Genomic DNA, 26,341 nt, shown 5'->3' with positions numbered 1-26,341 from the left:
CAGCTTTTGTTACTGGCGAAGCAATCCGTTTTTTTCATATCTTTTTTCACGCATTCCAGCACTTTTTCAGAATCGCAGCTGCCTCTGCAATCTCCTCCTCAGAAAGCCCGGCGTACCCAAGCAGCACTGTGCCGCCCTGTGCGGGATCTGCGGCAGCGCCGATGCAGTACCGTTCCAGCCCGTACACGCGCACGCCATCCTCTTTTGCCCGCTGCACCGCCTCCGCTTCGGAAAGTCCTCTCGGCAGGTGGACCAGCACATGGACTCCCGCATTCTCGCCGGACACCGTGTACTCCCGCCCAAACTCCTTCAGAAGCCGGATCAGCAGGTCGTGTTTCCCTTTATACTGTGCACGCATCCGGTTCAGATGGCGCTCGAACGCGCCGCTCCGCATAAACTCTTCCAGAATCTTCTGGTCCGTCTTCGAAACTGTCGCGGAAAAGCATCTTCCGTTCTCCTCGTAGGCAGGCAGCAGCGTCTCCGGCAGCACCATGTAGCTGATGCGGATGGACGGCGCAATCGCCCGCGAAAACGTTCCAAGATAGATCACTTTTCCCTCTGTGTCATTGCCCTGCAGTGCCGGGATCGGGCGGCCCTTGTAGCGGAATTCACTGTCGTAATCATCCTCAATCAGATACCGCCCATTTTCCCTCGATGCCCACGCAAGGAGCTGCATCCGCCTCTTCATCGGCATGACCATGCCCATCGGGAACTGGTGCGACGGCATGATGTACGCCAGATCCGCCCCGCTTTTTTCCAGCTCCGCCGGCCGCATGCCCGCTTCGTCCATCGAAATCGTACACATCGCATAGCCGAGCTTCGCAAAACAGCGGTAGGCACTGATGTAGGTCGGATTTTCCATCGCCACTTTATGGCCACGCCCTAAGATCACCGAAAGCAGCATCAGCAGATAATCATTTCCCGCTCCGACGATGATCTGCTCCGTGCGGCAGTTCACGCCGCGTGCGTGGTGCAGATAGTCGCGGATTGCCTCCCGAAGACCGTGCTCGCCCTTCGCATCCCCGAGCTGGAACAGGCTGTCATCTGCGTCCAGCAGGACTTCTTTCGAGATCTTCTTCCAGCTGTTCTGCGGAAATCCGCCCGGCGCCGTACCGGTCACGGCAAAATCGTAGCGGAACGGCATCTGTTCCGCGGCATCATCCTCTTTTGTCTCCTCTTTCTTTTCATCGAGGCGGTACAGCCCCTCAATCTCACAGACAAAGTAGCCTTTGCACGGCACACTCTCCAGATACCCTTCGGATACCAGCTGCTCATACGCCAGATCCACGGTACTCCGGCTCACCGACAGATAGCCCGAAAGCGCCCGCGCCGACGGCAGCCGCTCCCCTGCACGGATCCGTCCGCCGCGGATTTCCTCGCGGATAAAACCGTAGATCTGCTCATAGAGCGGTGTCTTCCGATGCGGATCCAGCGAAATCGTCAATTCATTCATCTTCCCATCTCCCCTGACAAAAAGAACAGCCGCTTGGGATGTCGGTTTCATCCAGGCGGCTGCTCTGTTCCATTTCAAAATTCTTATTTATTTCGCTGCCGGCAGCTTGAAAGAGCTCTTCAGGGATACGATACGGTTGAACACCAGCGCATCCTCTTTGGAATCTTTTGCGTCTACACAGAAGAATCCGTTTCTGACAAACTGGAAGCTGTCATATGCTTTCGCATCTTTTAAAGACGGCTCCAGATAGCACTCTTTTAATACGGTCAGGGAATTCGGATTCAGGTTCATGGAACCATCCTCGTTGTAAACGCCCTTCTCCTCGTCGATCAGGTTTTCGTACAGACGGCACTCTGCTTTGACGGCGGTCTTTGCTGCTACCCAGTGGATTGTTCCTTTTACTTTTCTTCCGTCCGGGGAATTTCCTCCCTTGGACTCCGGATCGTACGTTCCATGGATTACGGTAATATTTCCGTTCTCGTCTTTCTCGCATCCGGTGCAGGTGACGAAGTATGCGTTCATCAGGCGGACTTCATTGCCCGGGAACATACGGAAGTATTTGCGGACCGGCTCCTCCATGAAGTCTTCGCGCTCGATGTACAGTTCTCTTCCGAACGGTACCTGACGGCTGCCAAGCTCCGGATTCTCGAGGTTATTCTGTACTTCCAGCATCTCAATCTGGTCTTCCGGATAGTTGTCGATGACAAGTTTCACCGGATTTAAGACTGCCATGGTACGGGCTTTTTTCAGCTTCAGATCCTCGCGGATGCAGTACTCCAGCATCGCATAGTCAACGGAGCTGTTTGCTTTTGATACACCGCACAGATCTACGAATTTCTTGATGGACTCCGGTGTAAAGCCTCTGCGGCGGAGTGCTGCGATGGATACGAGACGCGGGTCATCCCAGCCGTCTACCACGCCGTCCTCTACCAGCTTTTTGATGTAACGTTTTCCGGTAACCACGTTGGTCAGATACAGCTTTGCAAACTCAATCTGGCGCGGCGGCATCGGATATTCCAGCTCGCGTACAACCCAGTCGTACAGCGGACGGTGGTCCTCAAACTCCAGCGTACAGATAGAATGGGTAATGCCTTCGATGGCGTCCTCGATCGGATGCGCGAAGTCGTACATCGGGTAGATGCACCAGGTATCGCCGGTTCTGTGGTGATGCATATGGGCTACACGGTAGATAACCGGGTCTCTCATGTTGATGTTCGGTGATGCCATATCGATTTTCGCACGGAGTACTTTGCTTCCGTCCTCGAATTCGCCGTTTTTCATGCGCTCGAACAGGTCCAGGTTTTCCTCCACGGAACGATTGCGGTACGGGCTCTCTTTTCCAGGCTCGGTTAAGGTTCCGCGGTACTCACGGATCTCCTCTGCGGACAGATCGCAGACGAATGCTTTTCCTTTTTTGATCAGTTTTACGGCTGCCTCATACATCTGTGGGAAATAATCGGATGCGTAGTACAGATGATCTTTCCAGTCTGCACCAAGCCACTGGATATCGGCTTTGATGGAATCAACAAACTCGGTTTTCTCTTTCGTCGGGTTTGTATCATCGAAACGCATGTGGAACTCTCCGTTGTACTCCTGTGATAAACCGTAGTTTAACAGGATGGATTTTGCATGTCCGATATGAAGATAGCCGTTTGGCTCCGGCGGGAATCGTGTGCATACATGGTCGTAAACGCCCTCTGCCAGATCTTTGTCAATCGCAAGCTCGATAAAATTTTTGGAAACAACTTCTTTTTCTTCCATAATAAGGTCAGGCCTCCCTCGAATCTTTTCGTTTGGAGCACTGTCCCGAAAAGGGCGCAAAATGCTCTGTGTATTCTATCACTATAACACAAAAGCATTCTCCTGCAAAGCATTTTTTTCGGTACACAAAGCCGCCGGAGCGGACCGGTGCCTATTCTTCTGCCTCGTGTGCGGTCACCTGGCGGTGCTCCACGGAGGTCGAGAACACGATCTGCGTCCGCGTCCGTCCAAAATGCTGCAGCTCGCCGATAAACTGGTCGAGCTCAATGGTGCTAACAAAAAGGCCCTCAATGAGCATGGAGTAATCACCGGTAACGCAATTACATTCCACGACATTGTGGACCTTTTCAATATAGGGATAAAATTCTTTTTTCTGAACCGGCTCAACCTCGAGGTTGATGAACGCTTTGATCGGATATCCCAAAAGCGCCGGATTTAATTTGACCTGATATCCTGTAATGTAGCCTTCCTTCTCCAGCCGCTCAATTCTGGCGGAAACTGCCGGGGAGGATAAAAATACGTGTTCCGCGATTTCTTTCAGCGGCATCCTGGCATTTTCCCGAAGGAGATTCAAGATTTTTGCATCGATGTGATCGAGCTCATGGCGCATCGCATCGTTCTTGCTTTTTTCATGTTTCATACGCTGCTCTCCTGTTTTTTCACTTTTATACTGTTCAGCATATCACGTTCGCCGTTTTTTGTCTACGAAAACGTGTCCTCGCGGAAACTGCTTTCGAAAAATAAGTAAAAGTGCCTCTTTCCCTTGGTATTTAAAATCAAATACAAAAATAAATAAGATTCCACAGTTCTTCGGCGGCGGTATTTACAAATTTCTGCCCTGGTGTTATTCTTCCGGTATCGAAAGGCAAAGCAAGAATTGTTTCAGACAATATACACAACTCAATGCGTGCAGAAAGAAGGAGATTATTATGAAGACAAGAATTGAAGCAGATTCCATTGGTTCCCTTGAAGTCCCATCCGACGCCTACTACGGGGTACAGTCCCTGCGGGCAAAACGGAATTTTCCCATCACGGGAACGTCGATCCACCCGGTCATGATCCAGAATCTGGCGAAAATTAAAAAGGCAGCTGCCATCTCCAACCGCGAAGCACAGAGACTGCCGGAGGAAAAAGCGGCTGCCATTATCTATGCCTGTGATGAAATCATTGCCGGCAAATTAAAAGACCAGTTCATCGTTGACGGCATCCAGGGCGGTGCCGGAACGAGTGCCAATATGAACGCAAACGAAGTCATCGCAAACCGCGCCATCGAAATCCTGGGCGGCACCAAGGGTGATTATACCATTGTCCACCCGAATGACCACGTCAACATGGCACAGTCCACAAACGACGTTATCCCAAGTGCAGGAAAACTGACCGTACTCGATCTGCTCCCGGATCTTCTGCATGCGCTCGAGTCACTCCACGCAGCACTGCTCGATAAGTCCCAGGAATTTGACCACATTTTAAAGATGGGAAGAACCCAGCTTGAGGATGCCGTTCCGATGCGTCTCGGCCAGAGCTTCCACGCTTACGCAACGATGATCGAGCGTGATATCCGCCGGATCGAATGCGCCAGAAAAGAGCTGTTCACCCTGAACCTCGGCGGAACAGCCATCGGTACGACGATCAATGCTTCCGATTACTATCTCCACCACATCGTACCGACCCTCGCTGCTGTGACAGGCTATCCGCTGATGCAGGCGGACGATCTGTTTGACGCGACGGAGAACCTCGACGGATTTGTGACGATCTCCAACACGTTAAAGACCTGCGCCGTCAACCTCTCCAAGATGTGCAACGACCTGCGCCTGCTGTCCAGCGGACCGCGGACCGGATTCGGCGAGATCAACCTGCCGCCGATGCAGAACGGATCCTCGATTATGCCGGGCAAGATCAACCCGGTTATCCCGGAGGTTGTGACACAGGTTGCCTTCCATGTCATCGGAAACGACACCACAATCACGATGGCGGCTGAGGCTGGCCAGATGGAGTTGAACGCGTTTGAGCCGGTTGTCTTCTACTCCCTGTTCTCTTCCATCACCTCGATGACAGGCGCTGTGAATACGCTTGTGAAGAACTGTATTCTCGGCATTACCGCAAATGAGAAACGATGCGAGGATCTCGTTTCGAAGAGTGTCGGCATCACAACGGCGCTCTGCCCGTATATCGGATACCAGAAAGCGGCCTCGATTGCAAAGAAATCGCTGAAGACGGGCGAGAGTGTTACTTCTCTGGTTCTGAAAGACGAACTGCTGACACAGAAACAGCTCGACGACATTCTCGATCCGTACGCTCTGACCGGACCGGAACTGCCGGCAGAAGACGATCTGGCTGGCTGAATGTAACTGCTGCTTTCCTTCATAATTTCTTAACGATACGCAAAAAGGCTTCCCGGATTTCCTTGCTGTCCGGGAAGCCTTTTTCTGTCGTTTTCTTTTGTATCAAACTCTGTTTAGATTCTCGCTACGCCGCTCTTTCTTGCTGCCTCTGCAACGGCTGCTGCCACCGCATCTTTGACACGCGGATCAAAGGCTGCCGGGAGGATGTAGTCTGCGTTCAGCTCTTCATCGCTTACCAGGCCTGCGATTGCGTAAGCTGCTGCGACCTTCATTTCATCGTTGATATCAGATGCTCTCACATCGAGCGCTCCGCGGAAGATGCCCGGGAAGCAGAGTACGTTGTTGACCTGGTTCGGGTAATCGCTTCTTCCTGTGCTGACAACGGCTGCTCCTGCTGCTTTCGCCTCGTCCGGGAAAATCTCCGGCGTCGGATTTGCGCAGGCAAAGATGATCGGCTCTTTTGCCATCGTACGTACCATATCGGGAGTGAGCGTACCCGGCGCAGAAACGCCAATAAAAATATCGGCTCCTTTGATTACCTCTGCAAGCGTGCCCTTCTCATGGTTGTAGTTTGTGATCTTCGCCATCTCCTCTTTGATCGGGTTGAGGCCGTCGCGTCCCTCGTAAATCGCACCTTTGCGGTCTGTCATGATGACGTTTTTGAGACCCATCGAAATCAGCAGGCGGATAATGGCGATTCCGGCTGCACCGGCTCCTGAGGTAACAATTTTGACTTCATCCAGTTTCTTTCCAACCAGTTTCAGCGCATTGATGACACCGGCCAGTGTGATCACGGCTGTTCCATGCTGATCATCGTGGAAAATCGGAATATCACAGCATTCCTTTAATTTCTTCTCGATCTCAAAACATCTCGGTGCGGAGATGTCCTCCAGGTTGACACCGCCGAAGCTTCCTGCGAGAAGACGCACGGTATTGACAATATCATCCACATCCTTGCTGCGCACGCAGAGCGGGATTGCATCGACACCACCGAATTCTTTAAACAGCACGCATTTTCCTTCCATGACCGGCATGCCGGCCTCCGGGCCGATATCTCCAAGTCCGAGAACTGCGGTTCCATCTGTAACAACAGCTACCGTGTTCCATCTTCTGGTCAGCTCGTAGCTCTTGTTGACATCTTTCTGAATTTCCAGGCACGGCGCCGCCACACCCGGTGTATAGGCAAGACTCAAGGCATCTTTTGTATCTACGGCCGCCCGGGAAGTGACCTCAAGCTTTCCGCGTAATTCATAGTGCATCTTTAATGATTCTTTTGCGTAATCCATCGCTTTTTTCCTCCATTTCATGTGTGACTGCGTCTCATTAATAATAGGAAGAGAGATTCACGCGTCACACGGGATGTCTGTTCGCTGCACCCCTATTATAACAAGCGTTCTCTAAATTTCAACCGGTGTTTTGATTAATGAAAAAATTTCCACTTTTCCACCAAAAACAGCTGCTTCATTTGCGAAATTTTATCAAAAATACTCTTTTTCTTTCTCTCAGCCGCAGTCCGATCCTGCCCGGAGGGCTTTTTTTGCTTTACAGTAAAATTCAACAAAGTTTTTTATAAAGCAAAAAATCTGCCCGCCTCCCATCCTTTTCAGACTGGAAAACAGACAGATTTTTTTCTTTACTCCGCCACAATATTCTGCAGCCAGACTCCTTTCTTGACAAGGACAAATCCAATCACGCACTTGATCAGGTCAACCGACATAACCATAAAGTAGATTGCGTAGATCGAAAGTCCGGTAAAACGGCTCAGGCAGAAAGCCACCGGCACACTGACAACCCAGATGAAGACGCTGTCGAACAGGAACGTGATGATCGTTTTTCCACCGGAGCGCAGGGTAAAGTAGCTTGCATGCAGGAATGCATTGACCGGCATGAACATGGCCACTTCCACGATGAAGATTGCCGCCATGTGGCGTACTTCGTCCGTCGTGTTGTAGAGGCGTGGGAAGATTGGAGCCACGAGCGCCATCAGCGCGCCGATCACAATGCAGAGTAATACGGAAAACGTGATCAGCTTCGTATCGGTATCCTTTGCCTCTTCCATCCTTCCGGCTCCGAGGAGCTGTCCGACGATGATGGCAACGGAATCGCCGAGTGCGATGAAAACGACGTTGAACAGGTTCGAGATCGTGTTGGAGATATTCATCGCGGCTACGACATTCAGTCCACGCACGGAGTAACACTGCATCAGGATCGCAACGCCGCCTGCCCAGAACGTTTCGTTCAGCATCAGCGGTGTTCCTTTGATAAGGATCTGTTTCGTCAAAGCCGCCGGAACACGGATCGTGCGGTACAGATGCTTCGTAAAACGATATTTTTCTTTGTTTCCGTGCGTGCGGATCAGCACGATCGCCATCTCCACGTAACGGGACAGCACCGTTGCAACTGCCGCGCCGACAACTCCGAGCTGCGGTGCGCCGAATTTTCCGTAGATTAAAATATAATTAAAAATCAGATTGACAAATACGGCTGTGATACCGGCCTTCATCGGAAGCATCGTCTCGCCGCATTCGCGCAGCGTGCTGGCATAAAGCTGCACAAACAGGAACGGCGGAAGTCCTACCAGCATGACCTTCATATAAGAAATGCCATAGGCTAATGTCGCATTCATGTCCTGGCTTCCCTGATCTCCTGTCAGGTAGAGACGAATCAGAGGCTCGTGCGCACCAAGGAAAATAGTGATTGCCGCTGCCGTCAGGATCACGCCGATCCAGAGCTTGAAGCGGAAGGTGTTTCGCACACCCTCGTCGTTGCCCTGTCCGAAATACTGCGCAGTGAAAATTCCTGCACCGGATACCCCTCCGAAAATGCAAAGGTTATAGATAAAAAGAAGCTGGTTGACAATTGCAACGCCGGACATCTGCTCGGTACCGACCTGTCCTACCATGATGTTGTCGAGAAGACTGACAAAGTTGGTGATACCGTTCTGAATCATAATCGGCATCGCAACGCCAAGTACCATCAGGTAAAACCGTTTGTTCCCAATAAATTTTCTGTGTTTCTGCATGGTTTCCCCCTTTTCTTGCTGTATAAAATAAATGACATAAATCGGAGCCTTTCTGGATTTCTCCAGGCAGGCCCCGAACAGTAATGCTTATTATACACGATTCATGTTTAGAAAGAAAGATCCTTTTTATCTTTTTTCTGGCTTTTTTTGACATCTTAATTTCAGAGCATCAAACAGCCTCAACGATAAGATAAGCATAACTCCCCATATTACCCATGCCGCAAAGCACCCAATTCCCTGATGGCGGATATCTACCATTATTCCAACAATAAAAGGAAGTGACATAAACATAATTACTGCCATTATAAAATCAAAAATAATGTATAACACTATGTTTACCTTCCCTATTAAGAATCTGCTGTTTGATATTCATCCTGTATTTTCTGATTTGCCGCCTGACCAATATTAAGCTTTTCAAACATTTCTTCTGTATCCAGACTTCTGCTGTAGTACGCAGTCATCATATCCGCTGTGATCGATTTTCCAAATCTTCTGGGGCGGCTGTTGCAGATAAACTTCGATGTTGTGTCAATCACACTGTTGGTGTATTCCAGCAATCCTGTTTTATCGATATATATTCTTGAGTTTAATACGTCCTGAAAAGCATTCACCTTTGAATTTAAAAAATCGTCCCACAGCATGCCGCAAATTTTTCCACCAGCGCCACTGCCACCTTCATCACCCCGGCCAGTACCATCACAAAGATTGGGTTCTTTTTGCCTTTCTGCAGCAGAATGAGGCTGATGATAAAGATCACGACAAGACTCCAGTTCGTCTGCGCCAGCCGGATCACGGTATCTCCTTCACTACTCCAAAACGCCGTGACCAGAATTGAAATCCCTGCGGAACCGATCATCGCCACAACCGCCGGGCGGAGGGAGTGGAGGATTCCCTGGAGCATTGCCATTTCGCGGTATTTTAAATATAGCTTCGCAAGCAGTGTGACGAGAATACACGACGGCAGAATACATCCAAACGTTGCCACGAGCGCTCCTGGGATGCCTGCGATTTTAATTCCGACGAAGGTTGCCGAATTGACTGCGATCGGCCCCGGTGTCATCTGAGAGATGGTGATAAGATCCGTAAACTCCGACATCGAAAGCCAGCCGTGTCCCTGCACCACCTGTCCCTGAATCAGCGGCATGGCCGCATAGCCTCCGCCGAAGCTGAGCAGGCCGATCTGGAAAAAGCTTAAAAATAGCTGAAAATAAATCATTTCGCACCCCTCCGTTTCGCCAGAATCGTCCGCACCGCACCGATGGCACCGCAGACCAGTACAATATAAATCACGTTGACCTTGAAAAAACAGGCTGCTGCAAACGCACAGACAAGAATCACCAGCGACAGCGGATCTTTTTCTTTCACAACCCCGGCTCCCATCTCATACGTCACGGATGCAATCACGGCTCCGACGCCTGCCTGCATTCCTTCGAGCATCTGGCTCACGAAAAAATTATCCCGGAACGCCTGATAGCAGACCGAAATCACAGAGATAATCAGAAACGGCGGAATAATCGTTCCAATAATCGAAACCAGCACACCAATCATCCCCGCCAGTTTATACCCGACAACAATCGCCCCATTCACCGCAATCGGCCCCGGCGATGACTGCGCAATCGCCACCAGATCGAGCATCTCATTCTCCTCTATCCAGTGGTACTCATCCACAAATTTCTTCTTCATCAGCGTCACAATCACATAACCGCCGCCGAACGTAAATGCACTCAGATACAGCGTGGAAAGGAACAGTTTTTGCAGTACCTTACTTTTTGACTCCATTGTTTTCTTCACCTCATTTTTTCTGTTGTACCTATTCTACCATCTTTGGCACCAAAAAGCGACCCACTTGTTTTCACAAATAAGTCGCTCTTCTCGTTTTCCTATCTTATTTCTCTGCACACAGCTCCACAAACACCTGCACTGCCTCGTTTGCATTGCCGTACACGCCTGCTCCAATGCCGCGCGGATGGAATCCGGCACGCTGCCGTCGTTGATAAAACTTGCCTCAATATTTTTTGCATCCCGAAGCCCCGCATACCGCTCATCGGTTCCGTTTTCTGCCACCGACGGCAGGCCTTTAATACTGGCCATCTCGTCGATCTCTTTTTCCTGCATCATAAAGCGCAGAAACTCAACCGCGATCTCTTTCTCTTCGCTGTCTTTGTTGACCGAAAATCCATACCACGGCTGCTGGTACGCGTAAGCGCCCTTGTCCCCGAGCGGTGCGTATAAGAATTCGTATTCAAACGGATTTGCGCTGAATGTCTCCGATTTGGATTCTCTCTTTTTCATGCCGCTGACACACTCGGCATTGCAGACATAGAACGGCATATCCAGATCGGTTCCGGCAATGTTCGAATAATAGAAATAACAGTCCTGTCCTTTGGAATCCTTATATTCGAGCTTTCTTTCCCCCAAGCGAATGACGCATCTTCTTTTTCCCTCACAATCATAACTGTACCTTTTGTAATAGTGTCTTTTTCTTCCTGCCCATCTCCTGCTGTTTTTTATATAACGAAAAGATCCCGGTTTCCCGGGATCTTTCTTAGTAAGCTGATGACGGGAATCGAACCCGTGACCTCCGCCTTACCAAGGCGACGCTCTACCGACTGAGCCACATCAGCACTCGCAAGTTGTTTTGTTTTTTTTGTTAGCTCCTTGCTACATTTGGTATTCTATCAAAACTATAGTGAATTGTCAACAGTTTTTTCTACAAATTTGAAAATTTTTATTTGTTCACAGATTTTTCTGCACTTTTGACAATTCGCCGTAATTTTTTCGGTCGTTTTCCCATCTCACGAACAGACCTCCCGCACTTTACTGCGGATTCTCTGCAGTGCATTGTCGATTGCCTTCGGCTGCTTTCCAAGTTTTTCTGCAATCTGCGTATAATCGTACCCTTTCAGATACAATTCCAGCACCTGGTACTCAAATTTGCTGAGCCGTTCTTTGATCCGCTCATGCATGCCGATTACGTTTTCCCGGCTGATCATAATCTCCTCCGGTGTCTCCTCGTCCACCAGGCGCAGCTCTTGCTCGGAAACCGGTTCGCTTAACGAGACGAAGCTGTTCAGCGGCTGATGCTTCTGGCGCTGGGACGATGCCACTGCAGAATACATCTGACGGTCGATGCACAGGCCGGCGAAGGTGGCAAACGATGCCTCCTTCCCCGGTTTGTAGTCACGCACTGCCTTAAAAAGTCCGAGCATGCCCTCCTGGATCAGATCCTCGTGATCTCCGCCCACCAGGTACAGCGCCCTCGCCCTGGTCCGCACCAGCGATTTGTATTTGTCGATCAGATAATCGGTAATCTCGCGTTCTCCTGCCCGCAGACGCGCAATCAGCTCCTCATCCGTACAGGTATCGTAATCTTTCACCATCATATCTCTTGTATCCTTCATCTTTCTTCCGCCGGAGCGTAATGTGATTTTCCGCAATTTCTAGCAGCTTCTCTGTCTTACAATCTCATAAGCGAGCACGCCGGCTGCCACGGAAGCGTTCAGAGAGTCGATATCGCCTTTCATCGGAATTGTGGCTGTGAAGTCGCAGTTTTCTCTCACCAGACGGCTGACACCCTCTCCCTCATTTCCGATTACAAGGCCGATCGGTCCTTTGAGGTCGAGATCATACATTCTCTGTCCGTTCATGTCCGCGCAGACAAACCAGATGCCCTTTTCCTTCAGCATTTCCATGGTCTGCACCAGATTCGTCACCTTTGCCACCGGTGTGTAATTTAATGCACCTGCCGACGTTTTGGCAACGGTTGCTGTCAGGCCGACTGCGCGGTGCTTCGGCACGATGACACCATGTGCGCCTGCCAGGTTTGCGGTACGGATGATCGCACCGAGGTTATGCGGATCCTCAATGCCGTCCAGCAGAAGGATAAATGGCGGCTCTCCTTTCTCCTCTGCGCGCGCGAGGATGTCCTCAACGGTTGCATAACTGTAGGAAGCCACCTGTGCAATGACACCCTGATGCTTTCCGGTGGTGGACAGCTCGTCAAGACGTTCTTTTTCTACATAATTGATGATGGTATCGTGTTTTTTCGCCTCACGGATGATCGTGCGGATCGGGCCGTCCTGGCTGCTTGCAAGGACGAACAGCTTGTCCACGGTCTTGCCGGAGCGGAACGCCTCGATGACAGCGTTTCTTCCCTCTACCATGCCGCCTGTAAACTCCTCATCCGCCTGCTGTACTTCCTGTTTTCTGTCTCTGTCACGGTAATCTCGTTTCCCCTTAAAGTCACGTTTTTTTCCGTCTCTTCTCTCAAAATTTCTCTTGTCGTTTCTGTTGTTTTCTCTCATATCATTCCTGTTCCGCGGTCCCAAAAGCAGTGGGAACTTTTGCTTTTTCAAAAGCCCCACTGCCCTGCCGCTTCTTTTTTATTTTCTGAATCTTATCTGCTCTCACACTTCGCCAAGTCCTGCCCGGATCAGGTCGATCATCCGCTTGTAATCCCCTTTCAGGTACAGATACCCCATCACAGCCTCAAACCCGGTTGCCCGGCGGTAGTCGATCGTGGACGCATTTTTTGCCTTGGTATAAGATTTCGCATTTCTGCCTCTTTTATAAATCTGTTTTTCCTCTTCGGTAAACAGCGGCTCCAGAATTTCAATCATCGCCGACTGTTTCTCCGCCTTTACAAGCCCTGCCGCATGGCGGTGCAGCTTGTTGACCTGCATATTTGCTTTCCGCACCAGAATCGTGCGGATGACGATCTCATACGCAGCATCCCCGATGTAGGCCAGCGTAAGCGGCGAATACATGCGGATGTCATGCTGTTCCAGTCCGAATACCTCCGAAAGATAATCCTTCTCCCCGAAAACCGCCTCTGGAAAAAGCTCCTCGTTTTCTGTCTCTTTGCCCACTTCCATCACTTCTGTTCTGTCCTTTCTTTTTTCCTCATCTGACGCAGCTCGCCCTCCAGCTCGAGCACACGGTTCGTAAGCTCCGTATTCTCCTGCTGCAGTACTTTGATATCCTCGAAAATCGGGTCCGGCAGATGAATGTGATCCATGCTTTTTCTCGGAATCCGCACATCATTCTGCTTCACAATGTGCCCCGGCACGCCGACGACGGTACAGTTCGGCGGAACCTCCTCGATCACAACCGATCCGGCTCCGATTTTGGAGTTTTCCCCGATCGTAAACGATCCGATGATCTTCGCACCGGCGCTGACCATAACATTGTCCTTCAGCGTCGGATGACGTTTCCCGGTCTCCTTACCATTACCGCCAAGCGTCACGCCCTGATACAGCGTCACGTTGTCTCCGATAATGGCTGTTTCTCCGATAATCACACCAGAACCATGATCAATAAACAATCCCTTTCCGATCGTCGCACCCGGATGGATTTCGATACCGGTTTTTCTCGCTGCCCGCTGTGAAATCCACCTGGCCAGAAAGTAATGGCCTTTCAGATATAGCTTGTGCGCCCGTCTGTACTTCAGCATAACACGAAATGAAGGATACAGCAAGACTTCCATGGGAGAATGTATCGCCGGATCCCGCTCCTGAATCACCTGAAATTCCTCTTTAAAATACGCGAAAAAACTCATCTTTCCTCTCCTTGCCTCCTGCTGGGACTTTTCCGGATTTTTATTTCTTACCATCATTCTGCATAACAGTAATATTCAAAAACGGAGCTGTTTCATCTCCGATAAAGACGAAATAGCTCCGTGGTTCCACTTTACTTTAAGGGCACACCTGCCCTCTTCTTTTCTTCTGCATAACGTGCAGGACCCGTGCCGGACTACCCACTTTTTCCGCTTCACCCGGCCAGCTTCCGGACGCACTTCAAAAACCCTCGTTTCAGGCAGCTTCCAGCCCCATTTGTCTGCCATTCTCTGTGAAACAATTCTGATTTTCTACTTTTTCCGTTCCAAGCCTTTTTCTGTTTCCGTTTGTTCTAGTTTATGCAAATTTTTCTCGTTTGTCAAGCAAATTTCCGCCGGATCCACTTGCTGATTTCGACCGCCGGAATGACAAGCAGTCCAAGGCCGATCGCCACATCATATTCCAACGCGCTGATCCGCTCAAAACCGAACGCACTCGACAGTACCGGGATGTAAATGACGGCGGATGTGAGGACAAATGAGAGTGCCATCGCGCCCCACAGATACTTGTTCTGATGCTTCATATGGAAAATAGAACCTTTCCGTGATCTCATATTGAAGGAATGGAAAATTTCCACCATGGAGAGTGTCAGAAACGCCATCGACATGCCGTCCGGGCTGTTGACGATTTCCCAGCGGCCGGCTTCCAGATAATGGCCGATGAAGTAGGACGCCAGCGTCAGCACCGTAATCACGATGCCCTGAAACGCAACATCAAAGCCGAGGCCGTCCGCAAAAATACCGTCATCCGCATTTCTCGGCGGGCGTTTCATGATGTCTGCCTCACCGTCCTCCATACCGAGCGCCAGCGCCGGGAAGCAGTCCGTAATCAGGTTGATCCAGAGCAGATGCACCGGATTTAAAATCGTAAAGCCCATCAGCGTCGCGCAGAAAATCGACAGCACCTCGGCAAGGTTCGATGCCAGAAGGAACTGAATTGCCTTACGGATATTATCGTAGATTCGTCTTCCTTCCTCAACCGCCGCGATGATCGTCGCAAAGTTGTCGTCCGCGAGCACCATATCTGCCACGTTTTTCGTCACATCCGTTCCCGTGATGCCCATTCCGATGCCGATATCCGCACGCTTGATCGACGGCGCATCGTTGACTCCGTCTCCTGTCATCGCGGTGATTCTGCCTTTCCGCTTCCACGCATCGACGATCCGCACTTTATGCTCCGGCTGGACGCGTGCGTAAACAGCATATTCCTCGATTCTCCGGTCAAGCTCCTCATCGCTTAACTGGTCAATCTCGGCTCCCGTTACCGCTTTCCAGCCCGCCTCCAGAATACCCAGCTCTTTTGCAATAGCAACCGCTGTGTCTTTGTGGTCACCCGTAATCATCACCGGACGGATGCCTGCCCCGCGGCATTCCCGGATCGCATCGACTACTTCCGGCCGCACCGGATCAATCATACCGCAAAGTCCTAAAAAGCAGAGATCCTGCTCCAGAAAGTCCGGCTCCTGGGAGGACGGCATCTGGTTCCACGCTCTTCCTGCTGCCGCCAGCACGCGGAGTGCCTGGTCTGCCATCGCCTTGTTCTGCGACAGGATTTCCTGCCGGAATGCTTCTGTCATCGGCTGTTTTCTGCCGTCACGCCAAACGGAGGTGCACCGCTTCAGAATCTCATCCGGTGCGCCTTTTGTGCAGGAAAAATACGTTCCGTCGTTTGCGCGGTGGATCGTTGTCATGCGTTTCCGCATCGAATCAAACGGCGCTTCCCCGACACGCGGATACTGGACGGACAGACTCTTCTTCGGGCATCCCTCTTTCTGCGCATCGTTGACCAACGCACATTCCGTCGGTTCTCCGACTGCCTCGCCGTTTTCGTCCGGCTCCGCATCGGAGCAGAGTGCCATGACGGATACGAGACGTTTTATATCGCTTCCCTCATGTTTTACCACGGTCATCTTATTCTGGGTCAGCGTTCCTGTCTTATCCGAGCAGATCACCTGCGTACAGCCGAGCGTCTCGACAGCCGTCAGTTTCCGGATCACCGCATTCCGCTTTGACATTTTGGTCACACCGATGGAAAGCACGATTGTGACAACTGCTGCAAGTCCTTCCGGAATTGCCGCTACGGCAAGGCTGACAGCTACCATAAAGGTATTTAAGATGTTCTGCGGCGTCACGCCCTCTTTTAAAATACCGACAATGAAAATCACGGCACAGATGGCGAGCACCATCACGCTTAAGATTTTGCTGAGCTGGTTCAGCCGCTTCTGCAGCGGTGTGCTCTCATCCGCCGACTGCGTCAGAACATGGGCGATCTTTCCCATCTCGGTTTTCATACCCGTTCCGGTGATAACAGCGCGGCCGCGGCCATAGACAACGGTGCTTCCCATATAGACCATGTTTTTCCGGTCCCCGAGCGGAACCTCGCTGGCTGCGCCGGCGTTCAGAACATCCGCTGTTTTATTGACCGGGACAGATTCTCCGGTCAGCGCTGCTTCCTCGATTTTCATGCTGGCGCTCTCTAAAATACGGCCATCCGCCGGAACAGCATCGCCCGCTTCGAGAATTACAATATCACCGGGTACGAGCTCCTCGCTCTTTTTCACTTCCATTTTCCCGCCGCGCATCACCTTCGACGTGGCTGCCGCGATCTCCTGCAGAGCTTCAATCGCTTTCTCTGCCTTGCTCTCCTGCAGAACACCGAGCACCGCATTAATGATGACAACGGTGAGAATAATGACCACATCAGCGTACGATTCGCCTTCATACGCCGATGTGATGCCGGAAATCAGCGCTGCGGCGAGCAGGATCAGGATCATCGGGTCTTTCAGTTCTTCGAAAAACCGCTGAAGATTACTCTTCTTTTTTCCCGCCGCCAGCCGGTTAGGTCCGTGTTCGGAAAGCCGCCGCGCAGCTTCCGCCTCGGAAAGTCCCTGCTCCGTTGTCTGTAACTCATCAAGAATCTTCGAACTTTTTTCCAGATACTCTTTCATTTCCATCCGTCCTTTCTTCTGAAAACGCTTTTTGCGTTCCTGTGATAAGTTCCCACTGGTACACCGGTCTCTTTCTATATAGAAAAAGACCTATCCGCACCATATTTGTTGATACAGATAAGTCTTGTCATTTCATACAAAGCCAGAAGAAATGCTTTTTCTTCGGTTGTTGGCCTTATAGCGTCACGTATGCCGCCGACTACTCCCTTATTCTTCTTCCAGTCTACCACATCTTCCGGCCTTGTGCAATCGCATTTCTCTTTTATTCTTCTGCGTTCTTTGCGCATCCCGGGCAGCCGCTGCATCCGCCTGCGATCCGGTCGTCCGGCATCAGGTCGAGTGCCTTGGAAATGCAGCAGATCGCCTGTGCGGAAATTCCCTCTTTCTTTCCGGTAAAGCCAAGTCCTTCCTCGGTCGTTGCCTTGATATTGACCTGATCCTCTTCGAGATGAAGCGCCTCCGCCACATTTTTCACCATCGTGTCGATGTATGGCAGGAGCTTCGGCTTCTGTGCAATAACGGTTGCATCGATATTTTCAATCAGATACATCCGCTCCTCGAGCATCTCACCCACTTTTTTCAGCAGTTCGATGCTGTCTGCGCCCTCATACGCCGGATCATTGTCCGGAAAATGGCGTCCGATGTCCCGCAGTGCTGCAGCGCCGAGAAGCGCATCCATAATGGCATGAACCAGCACATCCGCATCGGAATGTCCCAGAAGGCCATATTCATACGGGATTTCCACACCGCCCAGAATCAGTTTCCGGTTTTCCACCAGTTTATGCACATCGTAACCCATTCCTACTCGCATTGTTCGTTCCTCCGCTTCGTTACTTTCTAGTTAAATCCATACAGTTTCTGCGCTACCTTGTAGGCATAGACTGCAATTTTCTGTCCCGGTTTTGATTTGCTGCTCATAACAGTTCCGAAAATGCCGTGGCGGATGCGGAAGTAATCGGCTGCATCCTCCTGTTTCAGGTATCTCCAAAGATCGTTCTTTTTCTCGAGATTTTCTTCCGTTCCAGAGCGCATCATCATCACGGAAGAAACCGTCATAATAATGGTCAGATAGCTGATCATATATTTCCGCAGGTGCTTCGACAGCCCTTTCTGTTCACCAAGGTAATCGATCATCAGCTTGTTGACACGGATCTGCTGGTCAATTCTGCCGATCATGACTTTCTCGTTAACCGACTGGTCGGCTCTCCCGATAAAGTAGCGGTAGAAATTGACATCGAGATAATACATCGTTTTGACGTACGGAAGCGGAATAAACGCAACCAGATTATCCACATAGAAGGTGTGCTCCGGCAGCTTCATGCCGCACTCTCTTAAAAGAGAAGTCCGGTAAATCAGCGAATGCATCAGCAGATAATGTGTTTTGCCGAGAGCTTTCGCCTCATCCCATCCGAAAAAGCGGCCTTCCGGCAGCGATTTCGCATAGCGCATCACACGTTTTCTCTTGGCGCCCTCTTTTTCATACACATAGTTACTGATCAGAAGGTCGAGTGTTTTCGGTCCGCGTACGACTTCTGCCAGAACATTTAAAATCTTCTGGTATGCCTCTGGGTTTACCCAGTCATCACTGTCCACAACCTTAAAGTACAGACCCGTCGCATTTTCCACACCCGTGTTGACTGCTCCGCCGTGGCCCTTGTTTTCCTGATGAATCGCTTTTACAATCGTCGGATATTTTTCCTGATAGCGGTCTGCAATCTCTGTGGTTCCGTCCTTGGAACCATCGTCCACGATCAGAATTTCTACTTCTTCTCCGCCGACCAGCAGCGAATCGATACATTTCTCCATATATGCTTCTGAATTATAGCATGGTACTGCAATTGATAAAATCTTCATCTTTTTTCTCCCTGCTCTTTTTTGCTCTTCTGCCGTTTCAGGCACGTTCCAGATCTGTATATTTTGCGTATTCCGCAAACGCAGACGGAATGGCATATCTTTCAGCCGCGGTTTTCGCATCCGCAAAAATCAATCCGGCTTTTTCTTCCCCTTCCTGCTCCACATCGTTTCCTGCAATTTTAATAGCGTATCCTGTGATATGCCACTCGACATGGGAAAAAATGTGCTTGTACGGCGGCAATGCCTGAATATGAAGCGGCGTCACGCCGAATTTTTCTGCCTCTTCAAGTGCTTCCTGTTCGGAGAGCACGCCATCGAAGTTCGGGAACTCGTAAAGTCCCGCCAGAAGTCCTTTTTTCGGCCGTTTCCGCACTGCTGTGTGCGTACCGTCCAGAAATAACAGAACGGTTCTGTCTTCGATTCTGCGCGGCTTTGCGCTCTTTTTAAACGGATATTCCGTCCAGGTCTGATGCTGTCCCGCCAGACACTGGTCAAAAAGCGGACAGACTTCACATTTTGGTGCGCCGTTCGGCAGACAGACCATTGCGCCGAGATCCATCATCGCCTGGTTGAAGGCTCCCGGATCTTCTGCCGGCATGATTTCGGTCAATTCCGCTTCCACGCGGTTTTTCACGGACTGCTTTAAAATGTCCTCACCGTCCTCCCGGAGGCGTGCCATCACACGAAGCACATTTCCGTCCACCGCCGGCACCGGAATGCAAAACGCGATCGATGCAACGGCTCCCGCTGTGTAATTTCCAATTCCCGGAAGTCCTTTTAAGGCTTCGTAATCTGCCGGAAATACACCGTCATACACTTCCATAATTTTCTGTGCGGCCTTCTGCATATTCCGCACACGGTTATAGTAACCAAGGCCTTCCCAGAGCTTCAAAAGCTTTTCCTCGGGACAGACCGCAAGTGCTGCGACATTGGGCAGTTCACGCATAAACCGCTCATAAAACGGCTTGACCGCCTCCACCCTCGTCTGCTGGAGCATAATCTCGGAAACCCAGATTTCATACGGGTTCTTTTTTTCTCTCCACGGCAGCACTCTTTTATTTTCGCCATACCATTTCAATAATGGCTTTGTGATTGTGTCCTGCATAGTAATCTCCTGTTAATATATCATTCTTATTTTGCCACATTTTCCTCCAAAATGCAAAATAAACATTGCGCTCTCACGTGTTTTTGATTAAAATTAATAAATACTTTAAAAGAATAACCAAAACCCTTAAGATATGGAGGAAAAACTCTTGATCGACAGTATTATTTTTGATGTGGACGGCACCCTGTGGGACTCCACAGACGTTGTTGCCGACGCATGGAATCAGATTATGGAAAAAGAAACTGATATGACACCAAACCTCACCGGAACCGTGTTAAAAGGCCTGTTCGGCCGCCTGCTCCCGGATATCGCCGCCGTCATTTTCCACGAATATCCAAAGGAGCGCCAGTTAGAACTGATCGAGGCATGCTGTGCCAAAGAGCATGAGGCACTTCTTGCGACACCGGCTCCTGTTTATCCGGGACTTGTCGATGCACTTTCTATTCTTTCCAGACATTACCCGCTTTATATCGTAAGCAACTGCCAGGCGGGCTATATCGAAGTTTTTCTGGAAGCCACAGGCCTCGGTCACTATTTCAAAGGCCATCTCTGTCCTGGCGATACCGGAAAGGCAAAGGCAGACAACATCCGTACAATCATCGAACAGAACCATCTGCAGCACGCGGTCTATGTCGGCGATACCGACGGCGACTACAAGGCGACACGCGAGGCCGGAATCCCGTTTGTCCATGCCGCATACGGTTTTGGTCAGACCGAAAACCCGGACTACACCATCACTTCCCCGATGGATCTTGTCACACTGTTCGTACCGGAAAATTAATTTTTAACAGTTTCTTTCTCATAAAAAATACGCATTCCTGTTTTGATAACGGAATGCGTATTTTTTATGTTCTATTTCTTCTTTTCTCAGCTCTCGCCCTTACCTGGGTAATCATCGTCACCCGTATGGTCTCCCTGATCCGGTGCGCTCGGCTCCTGGGTCGGTTCCGGTGTGGACGGGGTCTCCGTCGGTGCTACGGTCGGCTCCGGCGTAGACGGGATCTCGGTCGGTGCTGTGGTCGGTTCCGGCGTAGACGGGGTCGATGGAGTTGATGGGGTTGATGGAGTTGATGGGGTTGACGGAGTTGACGGCGTGTAATCATCGTACGTGTAGGATGGCGTTCTCGTCGGCGTTACTGTCGTGGTATTCGTCGTATCATCGACATTTTCGTCATCTGCTTCCGGTGCCTGTGTCACAGTAAGCGTGTCTTCACTTACCTCATAAGCTTCGGAATAATAAATGATAACCGGTGTTCCGTCATCGACATTGTCATATAATGCCTGTGCCACTGCAGTCGGAAGTGCAACAGATCCTGTCGTCGATCCTGCAGTCAGATACAGGTTTCCGCCGAAACTACTTCTCCAGGAAGCATCGTAGAAACCAATCTCTCCGTTGAACGGAATCCAGGAATCCACATCTCTTTCCCAAGAATAGCTGCCGTCTGCCTGAAGCTCTCCGTGCAGTTTTTTCTGGCTTTCTTTTGCTGCGGTTGTGTAGATACCCGGCTTCGTGTAGCTGCTCTGCTCCATCAGACCGGTTACACAGTCACCGTCGACAACCAGATTTCCATCTTTGTAGAGCCAGATATGCTGACGGCTGGCATCAACCTCAACATACGTCTTGCCGAATCCGTTGTTCTCTGTGGAAGCAGCAAACTCTCTCTGCGCATACTGCGGCTCTCTTGCGTCTGCTGCGTGAGCATCTACTTCTTCTGCGATCTTTGCTATCTCCTGCTCCTGATCCACTTTCCATCCGTAGCCTTCCTGGCTGATGGTCACGCCGCCTTCGATACCGGTTGCCGGGAAGGTGTGATCCTTGCCATCGGTATCAATCGCTGCCGCAAGATTTGCCACATATTCTTTTACTTTTTCATTCCACTGGTTTTCATCTTTGGAATAATTTCCATCCGCATCGACCGCCAGCCAGTCTTTCATGGTATTTCCGTCAAGAACCTGTGTTGTTCCATCCGGCATACTGTATGTGATACTTGCGCGTACCAGTTCATTTAACTGATCCTTCTGTGCATTCAGTGTTTCGTCATCTGCTGTTACCAAGGTTCCGTCGTAAACGCCTGCTTTTTCAAGATCCACTTCGGTATCCGCATTGATCAGCGCGTTTTCGATGCACTGTTTTGCAAGGGTAAGATCCATTCCCTCACCCATAACAGCATCCACAATCTCAAACTCATTGTTCTGGAAGGTGATGTAGGCGCTGGCCGGTGCATTCTCACCGTCTGCGGACTGGAATTCGTCAAATCCATCAATCACCGCATCCAGTTTTTCCTGACTGTACTGCATGGTGACCTGGGAATCTTTCTCTTTTCCGCCATTTCCCAGGAACCAGAGGAAACTGTTCTGTTTCTTTAACACGCTCTCCACGCTGCCGTCTCCGGCGTAGGTGTAGTCGATGTCTTTTCCGCTGACACTCTTCGTATCATTGTCTTTGAATTTTACATTTAAGGTATAGTTTGCAGCCTGCTCTTTGATTTTCGTTTCTGCCTCTTTGGCCGTCATATCCGAGCAGTCTACTCCGTTGATGGTTGTTCCGTTGAAAAAATAATTCTGGTAATGGAACATTTTGCTTCCATAGAAAAAGCCTCCCACAGCAATAACAGCAACGGCTGCAACGGCGATAACCGCACCGCCTTTTCCCTTTTTCTTCTGCGGTTTTGCGCCATGCGGAATGTACTCTTCGTCGTCATCCTCATAATCGTCGTAGTCATCATCCTCATCGTCTATTTCCGGCATTGGGATATGGCCTACCGTGTCGCTGACGAGGCGCTCCATTGCGGCTTCCACCTGATCACCAAGCACTTCTTTCTCCGAACCCTTGGTCTCTGTCTTCTCTTCTCCCAGCAGATCATCCTCATCTGCGAATGGATCGTTGATGATCAGATCATCATCCACCATCACTTCTTCCGGTTCCGATTCTGTTTTTGTCTCCGCCGGCGTCTCTTCGATTTCTTCTTCCTCTTCTGTAAATTCCGGAATCTCGATGTCCTGCGTCACAGGCTCCACTTTGGTCTGCTTCATTTTCTGCTTCGCTTCTTCGTCTTTTGCACGCTCAGTTGCCTCAAGGACACTTCGCAGATTACTTAAATTTGCAGTCTCATCCGGGATGTGATCTTCGCTTTTTGTTTCTTTGCTTTCAAATTCAATGGAGTCTTCGATGTCTGCCAGTTCTTCCTGGAATGTTTCACCGCTCTCCTTTTCCGCCAGGTCACGGTCAATCTCTTTTTGCAGGGCAGCCCAAAGTTTACCGTCCTTTAAATCATCATCTTCAAACTTCATATTTTTTGCTCCTCATAGTTCTGTGTCTGCACTTTACTTACTTCTCTTCTTTTTTCCTTGTTTCAACTCACAGTCGGTATTTTCACGGAGTCTGACATGTCGAAAATAGTTCGACTGTGACTTACCTCATGTCAGTGGAGGATACCGATTTCTCTCCGCCCGCCACTACCGTTATGTTTCTTTTAACAATTCATCCCACCGCTTTAGAAGCGGGGGACTTCTTGTCTACTGATGTTAAAAATGCCCCTATAGATTTCTTCTTTTGTCCAAGGGCACATACACTGTTAAGTATATCATAAAATTCGACAAAAAAAAGCAAAAAATTTGGTTTTGGCAAATTTCTCACTTTTTTCGTAAATCACCTATGGAATTCGTAAAAAAATACCTTCTGCAGCGCTTCTCCGAGGAAAATTCCAAGGGCAATTGCGCCTGCCGCGGTCGCTGTCTCTAAAAGATACGTTCCAACCATGTTTTCCGGCCCCATAACGATCGAGTAGACGATGCGGTACATACCGGCTCCCGGCACCATCGGAAGAATGCCCGGGATCACGAAAAGGATCACCGGCGCTTTGAAATGACGCGCCATTGCCTGGGAAACCAGGGCGACGGCAACGGCGGCAAGAAAGTTCTTCATCAGAATGCCGTCGTTGAATACTTCCACGATCAGATAGACCGCCCAGCCGATCATACCGACACCGGCCGTGTAGCATTCCAGCTTTTTTGGTGCGTTCAACAGTCTTGAAAATCCCCAGATTGCAACCCAGGCTCCAAGGGATTTCAGGATGATTTCACCTGCTATTCTCATATTTTTGCTTTAACCTCATCTTTTTTCTGTATCGGTTTTCTCTACCGCACCAGTGGACGGAGCAGCAGCATGCCAAGTCCCACGCCGATTGCGATGGCCGCAGCGGTTACAAACGCCTCAAGCATCCGTGCCGCACCGGAAATGTAGTCGCCGTGCAGGGTATCATACACCGCATTCGTGATCGCCACACCCGGTACGAGGGGCATGATCGATGCAATGATAATGACGTTCAGATCCATGGTCCCCGGCAGGTAATGAACACAGAGAATAGATGTGACCGCCAGCAAAAATGACCCGATACAGTTCACAAGAAACGACTGCATCCCGGCTTTTTTTCCTCCGTAAACACCGATTCCTGATATAAAACCTGCAAGTGCAGATGCCAGCACTTCGTAGAACCCGGCTCCGAACATGATTGCAAAGCCTGCGGTCGTCGCCATCATCGCGAGCAGATTTTTTTTAATTTCCGACTTGGCACGATAGATATCCCGCACCCGGTGGAACAGCGCATCCAGGTCGATATTTCCTTCGCAGAAATCGCGGGAAAGCTGATTGACCGCATGGATCCGGTTCAGATCCGTTGCACGGCTCTCTACGCTGCGCATAACAGTCATGGAATCCATCGCCGGGTCGTCGAGCGTTACCACAAAGCCGGTCGTCAGCGCCAGTACATCCGCAGTTTTCAGGCCGGACATGCGCAGCATCCGCAGCATGGTATCCTCCACCCGCCACGTCTCCGCCCCGCTTTCCAGCAGGATTTCTCCCGCCATGACCGCGGTGTCCAGCAGCAGTTTATAGTCCATAGTTTTTGTCCTCTCAAATGTAACTCATATTTCACACATGCCAAACGATTGTACCATGAAGCAGTGTTCACTTTCAAGTTAATTCTATGCAAATTCGGCGATATCCGGGCGTTGGGATGTTCCGATGTTCACCCGCGCCATTCACAAATCTTTTCAAAGTTTCTTCAAACTCCATTCACACTTTCCTCACATATGACAACTATACTAAACGTATCAAAACAAAGGGACAACAAATCATCTTCCTCTATCTTTCAACCGTTGTCCCAACCTAATATTCTTTCCAATTTATATAGATTTTTCTTTTTCATAATGCCGGTGTTTCTGCCAGAAGAAATACCGGCCCTCCTTTTTTTATCCCCCAAAAAGAAGTGCCGACATCCCGTCTATGTACTATTCTTCAAATTTTACAACCAATGTCTTGTCCCCGACCGTCTCGGACAGCATTCCGGTAATCAGTGTTTTCGCCTGTTCCTGTGCCATCGTTTCCAGGTCATCCATTTCTTTCGTCTGCTGCTCTACATCCTCCTTCGCACTCGCGATTGCATCCATCGCATCTTCCTTCCGCTCCCAGTTCAGAAGCGCTGCCTTCTCATCGTAATACTGGATGGAATCATTGTCGATGGAAATATCAAAAATCTCCACTGCCGGAAGTGTAACTGTTACTTCTGAATCCGTCACCTCCGTATTCGCCTTCGAGAGATCCACGCCCGCACGTACCTCTGCACGGTATGTCATATTAAACGCCTTCTGCGTCAGAAACGGAATCGACCCGTCCGAGTAATGAATCAGCCCGTTATAAATCATCTTCGCCGACGTCAGCTCCCCCGCCGCCTCCAGCTTGCTGTCAATAAACGTCCCCGTAATCTCCGGCTCCCGGTCCCGCCGCAACGACTGCGTCAGATAAACAACCATTCCAGCAAGGATTACTACGATCAGAAGATAAATGACAGCTTTTACCGTGCCGCGGCTTCCATTCTTTTCTCTGCTCACGTTACACCCACTCCCTTCTCATGTTTCATTTTTCATTATTTTTGAATATGTTCTGTGGCTCTATTGTACCTTATTTACACCATAAAAAACAGTCCTGCTTTACAAAAATATCTTAAAATTCTGTAAATCCTGTTCTGTTAGACTTTTCTTTTAAACAATACGAAAAAAGAGTGAAGATTTTGTATCTTCACTCTTTCCTAATACAGGGGATGAGAGAATCGAACTCCCACCAAAGGTTTTGGAGACCCCTATCATACCATTTGACCAATCCCCTACGCTAGATATACCTTCAAAACCGCATACACTTAACATCTATACATCATACCATACTTTCTTTCCGAACACAACCATTT

Annotated in this window: 23 protein-coding genes, 2 tRNA genes and 1 other annotated feature; of the genes, 2 read left to right on the top strand and 23 right to left on the bottom strand. The window is 50.0% G+C overall.

The window, feature by feature from the left end; genetic code table 11:
- Nucleotides 1-46: 46 nt before the first annotated feature.
- From pdxR to DWW13_RS10155, 3 genes are all read right to left on the bottom strand, one after another.
- On the bottom strand, nucleotides 47-1,453 hold the full coding sequence (gene pdxR, locus DWW13_RS10165) for a MocR-like pyridoxine biosynthesis transcription factor PdxR (protein ID WP_055267548.1): 1,407 nt from the start codon (nucleotides 1,451-1,453) through the stop codon (nucleotides 47-49).
- Between the two features lie 87 nt (nucleotides 1,454-1,540).
- Complete coding sequence (locus DWW13_RS10160; protein ID WP_022463080.1) at nucleotides 1,541-3,214, bottom strand: glutamine--tRNA ligase/YqeY domain fusion protein; 1,674 nt, start codon at nucleotides 3,212-3,214, stop codon at nucleotides 1,541-1,543.
- 151 nt (nucleotides 3,215-3,365) lie between these two features.
- Nucleotides 3,366-3,854: an Lrp/AsnC family transcriptional regulator gene (locus DWW13_RS10155; protein WP_022463079.1), complete on the bottom strand. Its 489-nt coding sequence runs from the start codon at nucleotides 3,852-3,854 to the stop codon at nucleotides 3,366-3,368.
- Between the two features lie 289 nt (nucleotides 3,855-4,143).
- On the opposite strand from DWW13_RS10155, the gene DWW13_RS10150 reads away from it, so the two are divergent.
- Entirely contained in the window at nucleotides 4,144-5,556 is a 1,413-nt protein-coding gene (locus tag DWW13_RS10150; protein ID WP_022463078.1) for an aspartate ammonia-lyase, read from the top strand.
- A 113-nt stretch (nucleotides 5,557-5,669) separates the two neighbouring features.
- Here DWW13_RS10150 and DWW13_RS10145 read toward each other — a convergent pair whose 3' ends face one another.
- The 15 genes from DWW13_RS10145 to mutY all read right to left on the bottom strand — a co-directional run bounded on the left by DWW13_RS10145 (nucleotide 5,670) and on the right by mutY (nucleotide 20,099).
- The gene (locus tag DWW13_RS10145) at nucleotides 5,670-6,842 is read right to left on the bottom strand and encodes an NAD(P)-dependent malic enzyme (protein WP_022463077.1); all 1,173 of its coding nucleotides are present in this window, start codon (nucleotides 6,840-6,842) and stop codon (nucleotides 5,670-5,672) included.
- 347 nt (nucleotides 6,843-7,189) lie between these two features.
- Entirely contained in the window at nucleotides 7,190-8,578 is a 1,389-nt protein-coding gene (locus DWW13_RS10140; RefSeq protein ID WP_022463076.1) for an MATE family efflux transporter, read from the bottom strand.
- Nucleotides 8,579-8,925: 347 nt separating this feature from the next.
- Nucleotides 8,926-9,219 (bottom strand): AAA family ATPase, encoded by a 294-nt coding sequence (locus DWW13_RS10130; protein ID WP_022463075.1) that lies wholly within the window; start codon nucleotides 9,217-9,219, stop codon nucleotides 8,926-8,928.
- On the bottom strand, nucleotides 9,198-9,794 hold the full coding sequence (locus DWW13_RS10125) for a chromate transporter (protein ID WP_022463074.1): 597 nt from the start codon (nucleotides 9,792-9,794) through the stop codon (nucleotides 9,198-9,200). The genes DWW13_RS10130 and DWW13_RS10125 overlap by 22 nt, the downstream gene beginning before the upstream one ends.
- Nucleotides 9,791-10,357 carry a chromate transporter gene (locus DWW13_RS10120; protein ID WP_022463073.1) on the bottom strand — a complete coding sequence of 189 codons (567 nt, stop codon included), beginning with the start codon at nucleotides 10,355-10,357 and terminating at the stop codon, nucleotides 9,791-9,793. Before DWW13_RS10120 ends, DWW13_RS10125 begins: the two co-directional genes overlap by 4 nt.
- A gap of 36 nt (nucleotides 10,358-10,393) precedes the next feature.
- Nucleotides 10,394-10,996 carry an ABC transporter substrate-binding protein gene (locus DWW13_RS10115; RefSeq protein ID WP_022463072.1) on the bottom strand — a complete coding sequence of 201 codons (603 nt, stop codon included), beginning with the start codon at nucleotides 10,994-10,996 and terminating at the stop codon, nucleotides 10,394-10,396.
- Between the two features lie 133 nt (nucleotides 10,997-11,129).
- Nucleotides 11,130-11,202, bottom strand: a tRNA-Thr gene (locus DWW13_RS10110).
- Between the two features lie 171 nt (nucleotides 11,203-11,373).
- Entirely contained in the window at nucleotides 11,374-11,979 is a 606-nt protein-coding gene (gene sigH, locus DWW13_RS10105) for an RNA polymerase sporulation sigma factor SigH (protein WP_226906387.1), read from the bottom strand.
- Nucleotides 11,980-12,018: 39 nt separating this feature from the next.
- Nucleotides 12,019-12,741 carry a 23S rRNA (guanosine(2251)-2'-O)-methyltransferase RlmB gene (rlmB, locus tag DWW13_RS10100; protein WP_055221331.1) on the bottom strand — a complete coding sequence of 241 codons (723 nt, stop codon included), beginning with the start codon at nucleotides 12,739-12,741 and terminating at the stop codon, nucleotides 12,019-12,021.
- A gap of 243 nt (nucleotides 12,742-12,984) precedes the next feature.
- Nucleotides 12,985-13,344, bottom strand: coding sequence for a Mini-ribonuclease 3 (locus tag DWW13_RS10095; protein WP_055221333.1), 360 nt, complete (start codon nucleotides 13,342-13,344; stop codon nucleotides 12,985-12,987).
- A gap of 107 nt (nucleotides 13,345-13,451) precedes the next feature.
- A complete protein-coding gene (gene epsC / locus DWW13_RS10090; RefSeq protein ID WP_055227154.1) occupies nucleotides 13,452-14,135 on the bottom strand; it encodes a serine O-acetyltransferase EpsC in 684 nt (227 codons plus the stop codon).
- Nucleotides 14,136-14,235: 100 nt separating this feature from the next.
- Nucleotides 14,236-14,470 (bottom strand) — a binding site (T-box leader).
- 42 nt (nucleotides 14,471-14,512) lie between these two features.
- A complete protein-coding gene (locus DWW13_RS10080; RefSeq protein WP_055267546.1) occupies nucleotides 14,513-17,140 on the bottom strand; it encodes a cation-translocating P-type ATPase in 2,628 nt (875 codons plus the stop codon).
- A gap of 262 nt (nucleotides 17,141-17,402) precedes the next feature.
- Nucleotides 17,403-17,951, bottom strand: a complete 549-nt coding sequence (gene ispF, locus DWW13_RS10075) for a 2-C-methyl-D-erythritol 2,4-cyclodiphosphate synthase (RefSeq protein WP_022463066.1) — start codon at nucleotides 17,949-17,951, stop codon at nucleotides 17,403-17,405.
- 26 nt (nucleotides 17,952-17,977) lie between these two features.
- Nucleotides 17,978-18,994 (bottom strand): glycosyltransferase family 2 protein, encoded by a 1,017-nt coding sequence (locus DWW13_RS10070; RefSeq protein WP_055267469.1) that lies wholly within the window; start codon nucleotides 18,992-18,994, stop codon nucleotides 17,978-17,980.
- A gap of 37 nt (nucleotides 18,995-19,031) precedes the next feature.
- Entirely contained in the window at nucleotides 19,032-20,099 is a 1,068-nt protein-coding gene (gene mutY / locus DWW13_RS10065) for an A/G-specific adenine glycosylase (RefSeq protein ID WP_055267466.1), read from the bottom strand.
- A gap of 148 nt (nucleotides 20,100-20,247) precedes the next feature.
- Here mutY and DWW13_RS10060 point away from each other — a divergent pair, with 148 nt between their 5' ends.
- Nucleotides 20,248-20,880 carry an HAD family hydrolase gene (locus DWW13_RS10060; RefSeq protein WP_226906388.1) on the top strand — a complete coding sequence of 211 codons (633 nt, stop codon included), beginning with the start codon at nucleotides 20,248-20,250 and terminating at the stop codon, nucleotides 20,878-20,880.
- Nucleotides 20,881-20,966: 86 nt separating this feature from the next.
- Here the strand turns inward: DWW13_RS10060 and DWW13_RS10055 are convergent, their stop codons facing one another.
- The 5 genes from DWW13_RS10055 to DWW13_RS10035 all read right to left on the bottom strand — a co-directional run bounded on the left by DWW13_RS10055 (nucleotide 20,967) and on the right by DWW13_RS10035 (nucleotide 26,262).
- Nucleotides 20,967-23,390, bottom strand: a complete 2,424-nt coding sequence (locus DWW13_RS10055) for a L,D-transpeptidase family protein (RefSeq protein WP_118595585.1) — start codon at nucleotides 23,388-23,390, stop codon at nucleotides 20,967-20,969.
- 358 nt (nucleotides 23,391-23,748) lie between these two features.
- Complete coding sequence (locus DWW13_RS10050; RefSeq protein WP_022463061.1) at nucleotides 23,749-24,195, bottom strand: threonine/serine exporter family protein; 447 nt, start codon at nucleotides 24,193-24,195, stop codon at nucleotides 23,749-23,751.
- 41 nt (nucleotides 24,196-24,236) lie between these two features.
- Complete coding sequence (locus DWW13_RS10045) at nucleotides 24,237-24,998, bottom strand: threonine/serine exporter family protein (protein WP_055221312.1); 762 nt, start codon at nucleotides 24,996-24,998, stop codon at nucleotides 24,237-24,239.
- A 390-nt stretch (nucleotides 24,999-25,388) separates the two neighbouring features.
- On the bottom strand, nucleotides 25,389-25,988 hold the full coding sequence (locus tag DWW13_RS10040) for a DUF4230 domain-containing protein (RefSeq protein ID WP_055221314.1): 600 nt from the start codon (nucleotides 25,986-25,988) through the stop codon (nucleotides 25,389-25,391).
- A 203-nt stretch (nucleotides 25,989-26,191) separates the two neighbouring features.
- Nucleotides 26,192-26,262, bottom strand: a tRNA-Trp gene (locus DWW13_RS10035).
- Nucleotides 26,263-26,341: the final 79 nt, after the last annotated feature.

Source organism: Blautia sp. AF14-40, assembly GCF_003479665.1.
Classification (GTDB): domain Bacteria; phylum Bacillota; class Clostridia; order Lachnospirales; family Lachnospiraceae; genus Fusicatenibacter; species Fusicatenibacter saccharivorans.
The sequence above is the reverse complement of the archived record's forward strand: the minus strand, read 5'-3'. Positions and strand labels throughout refer to the sequence as shown.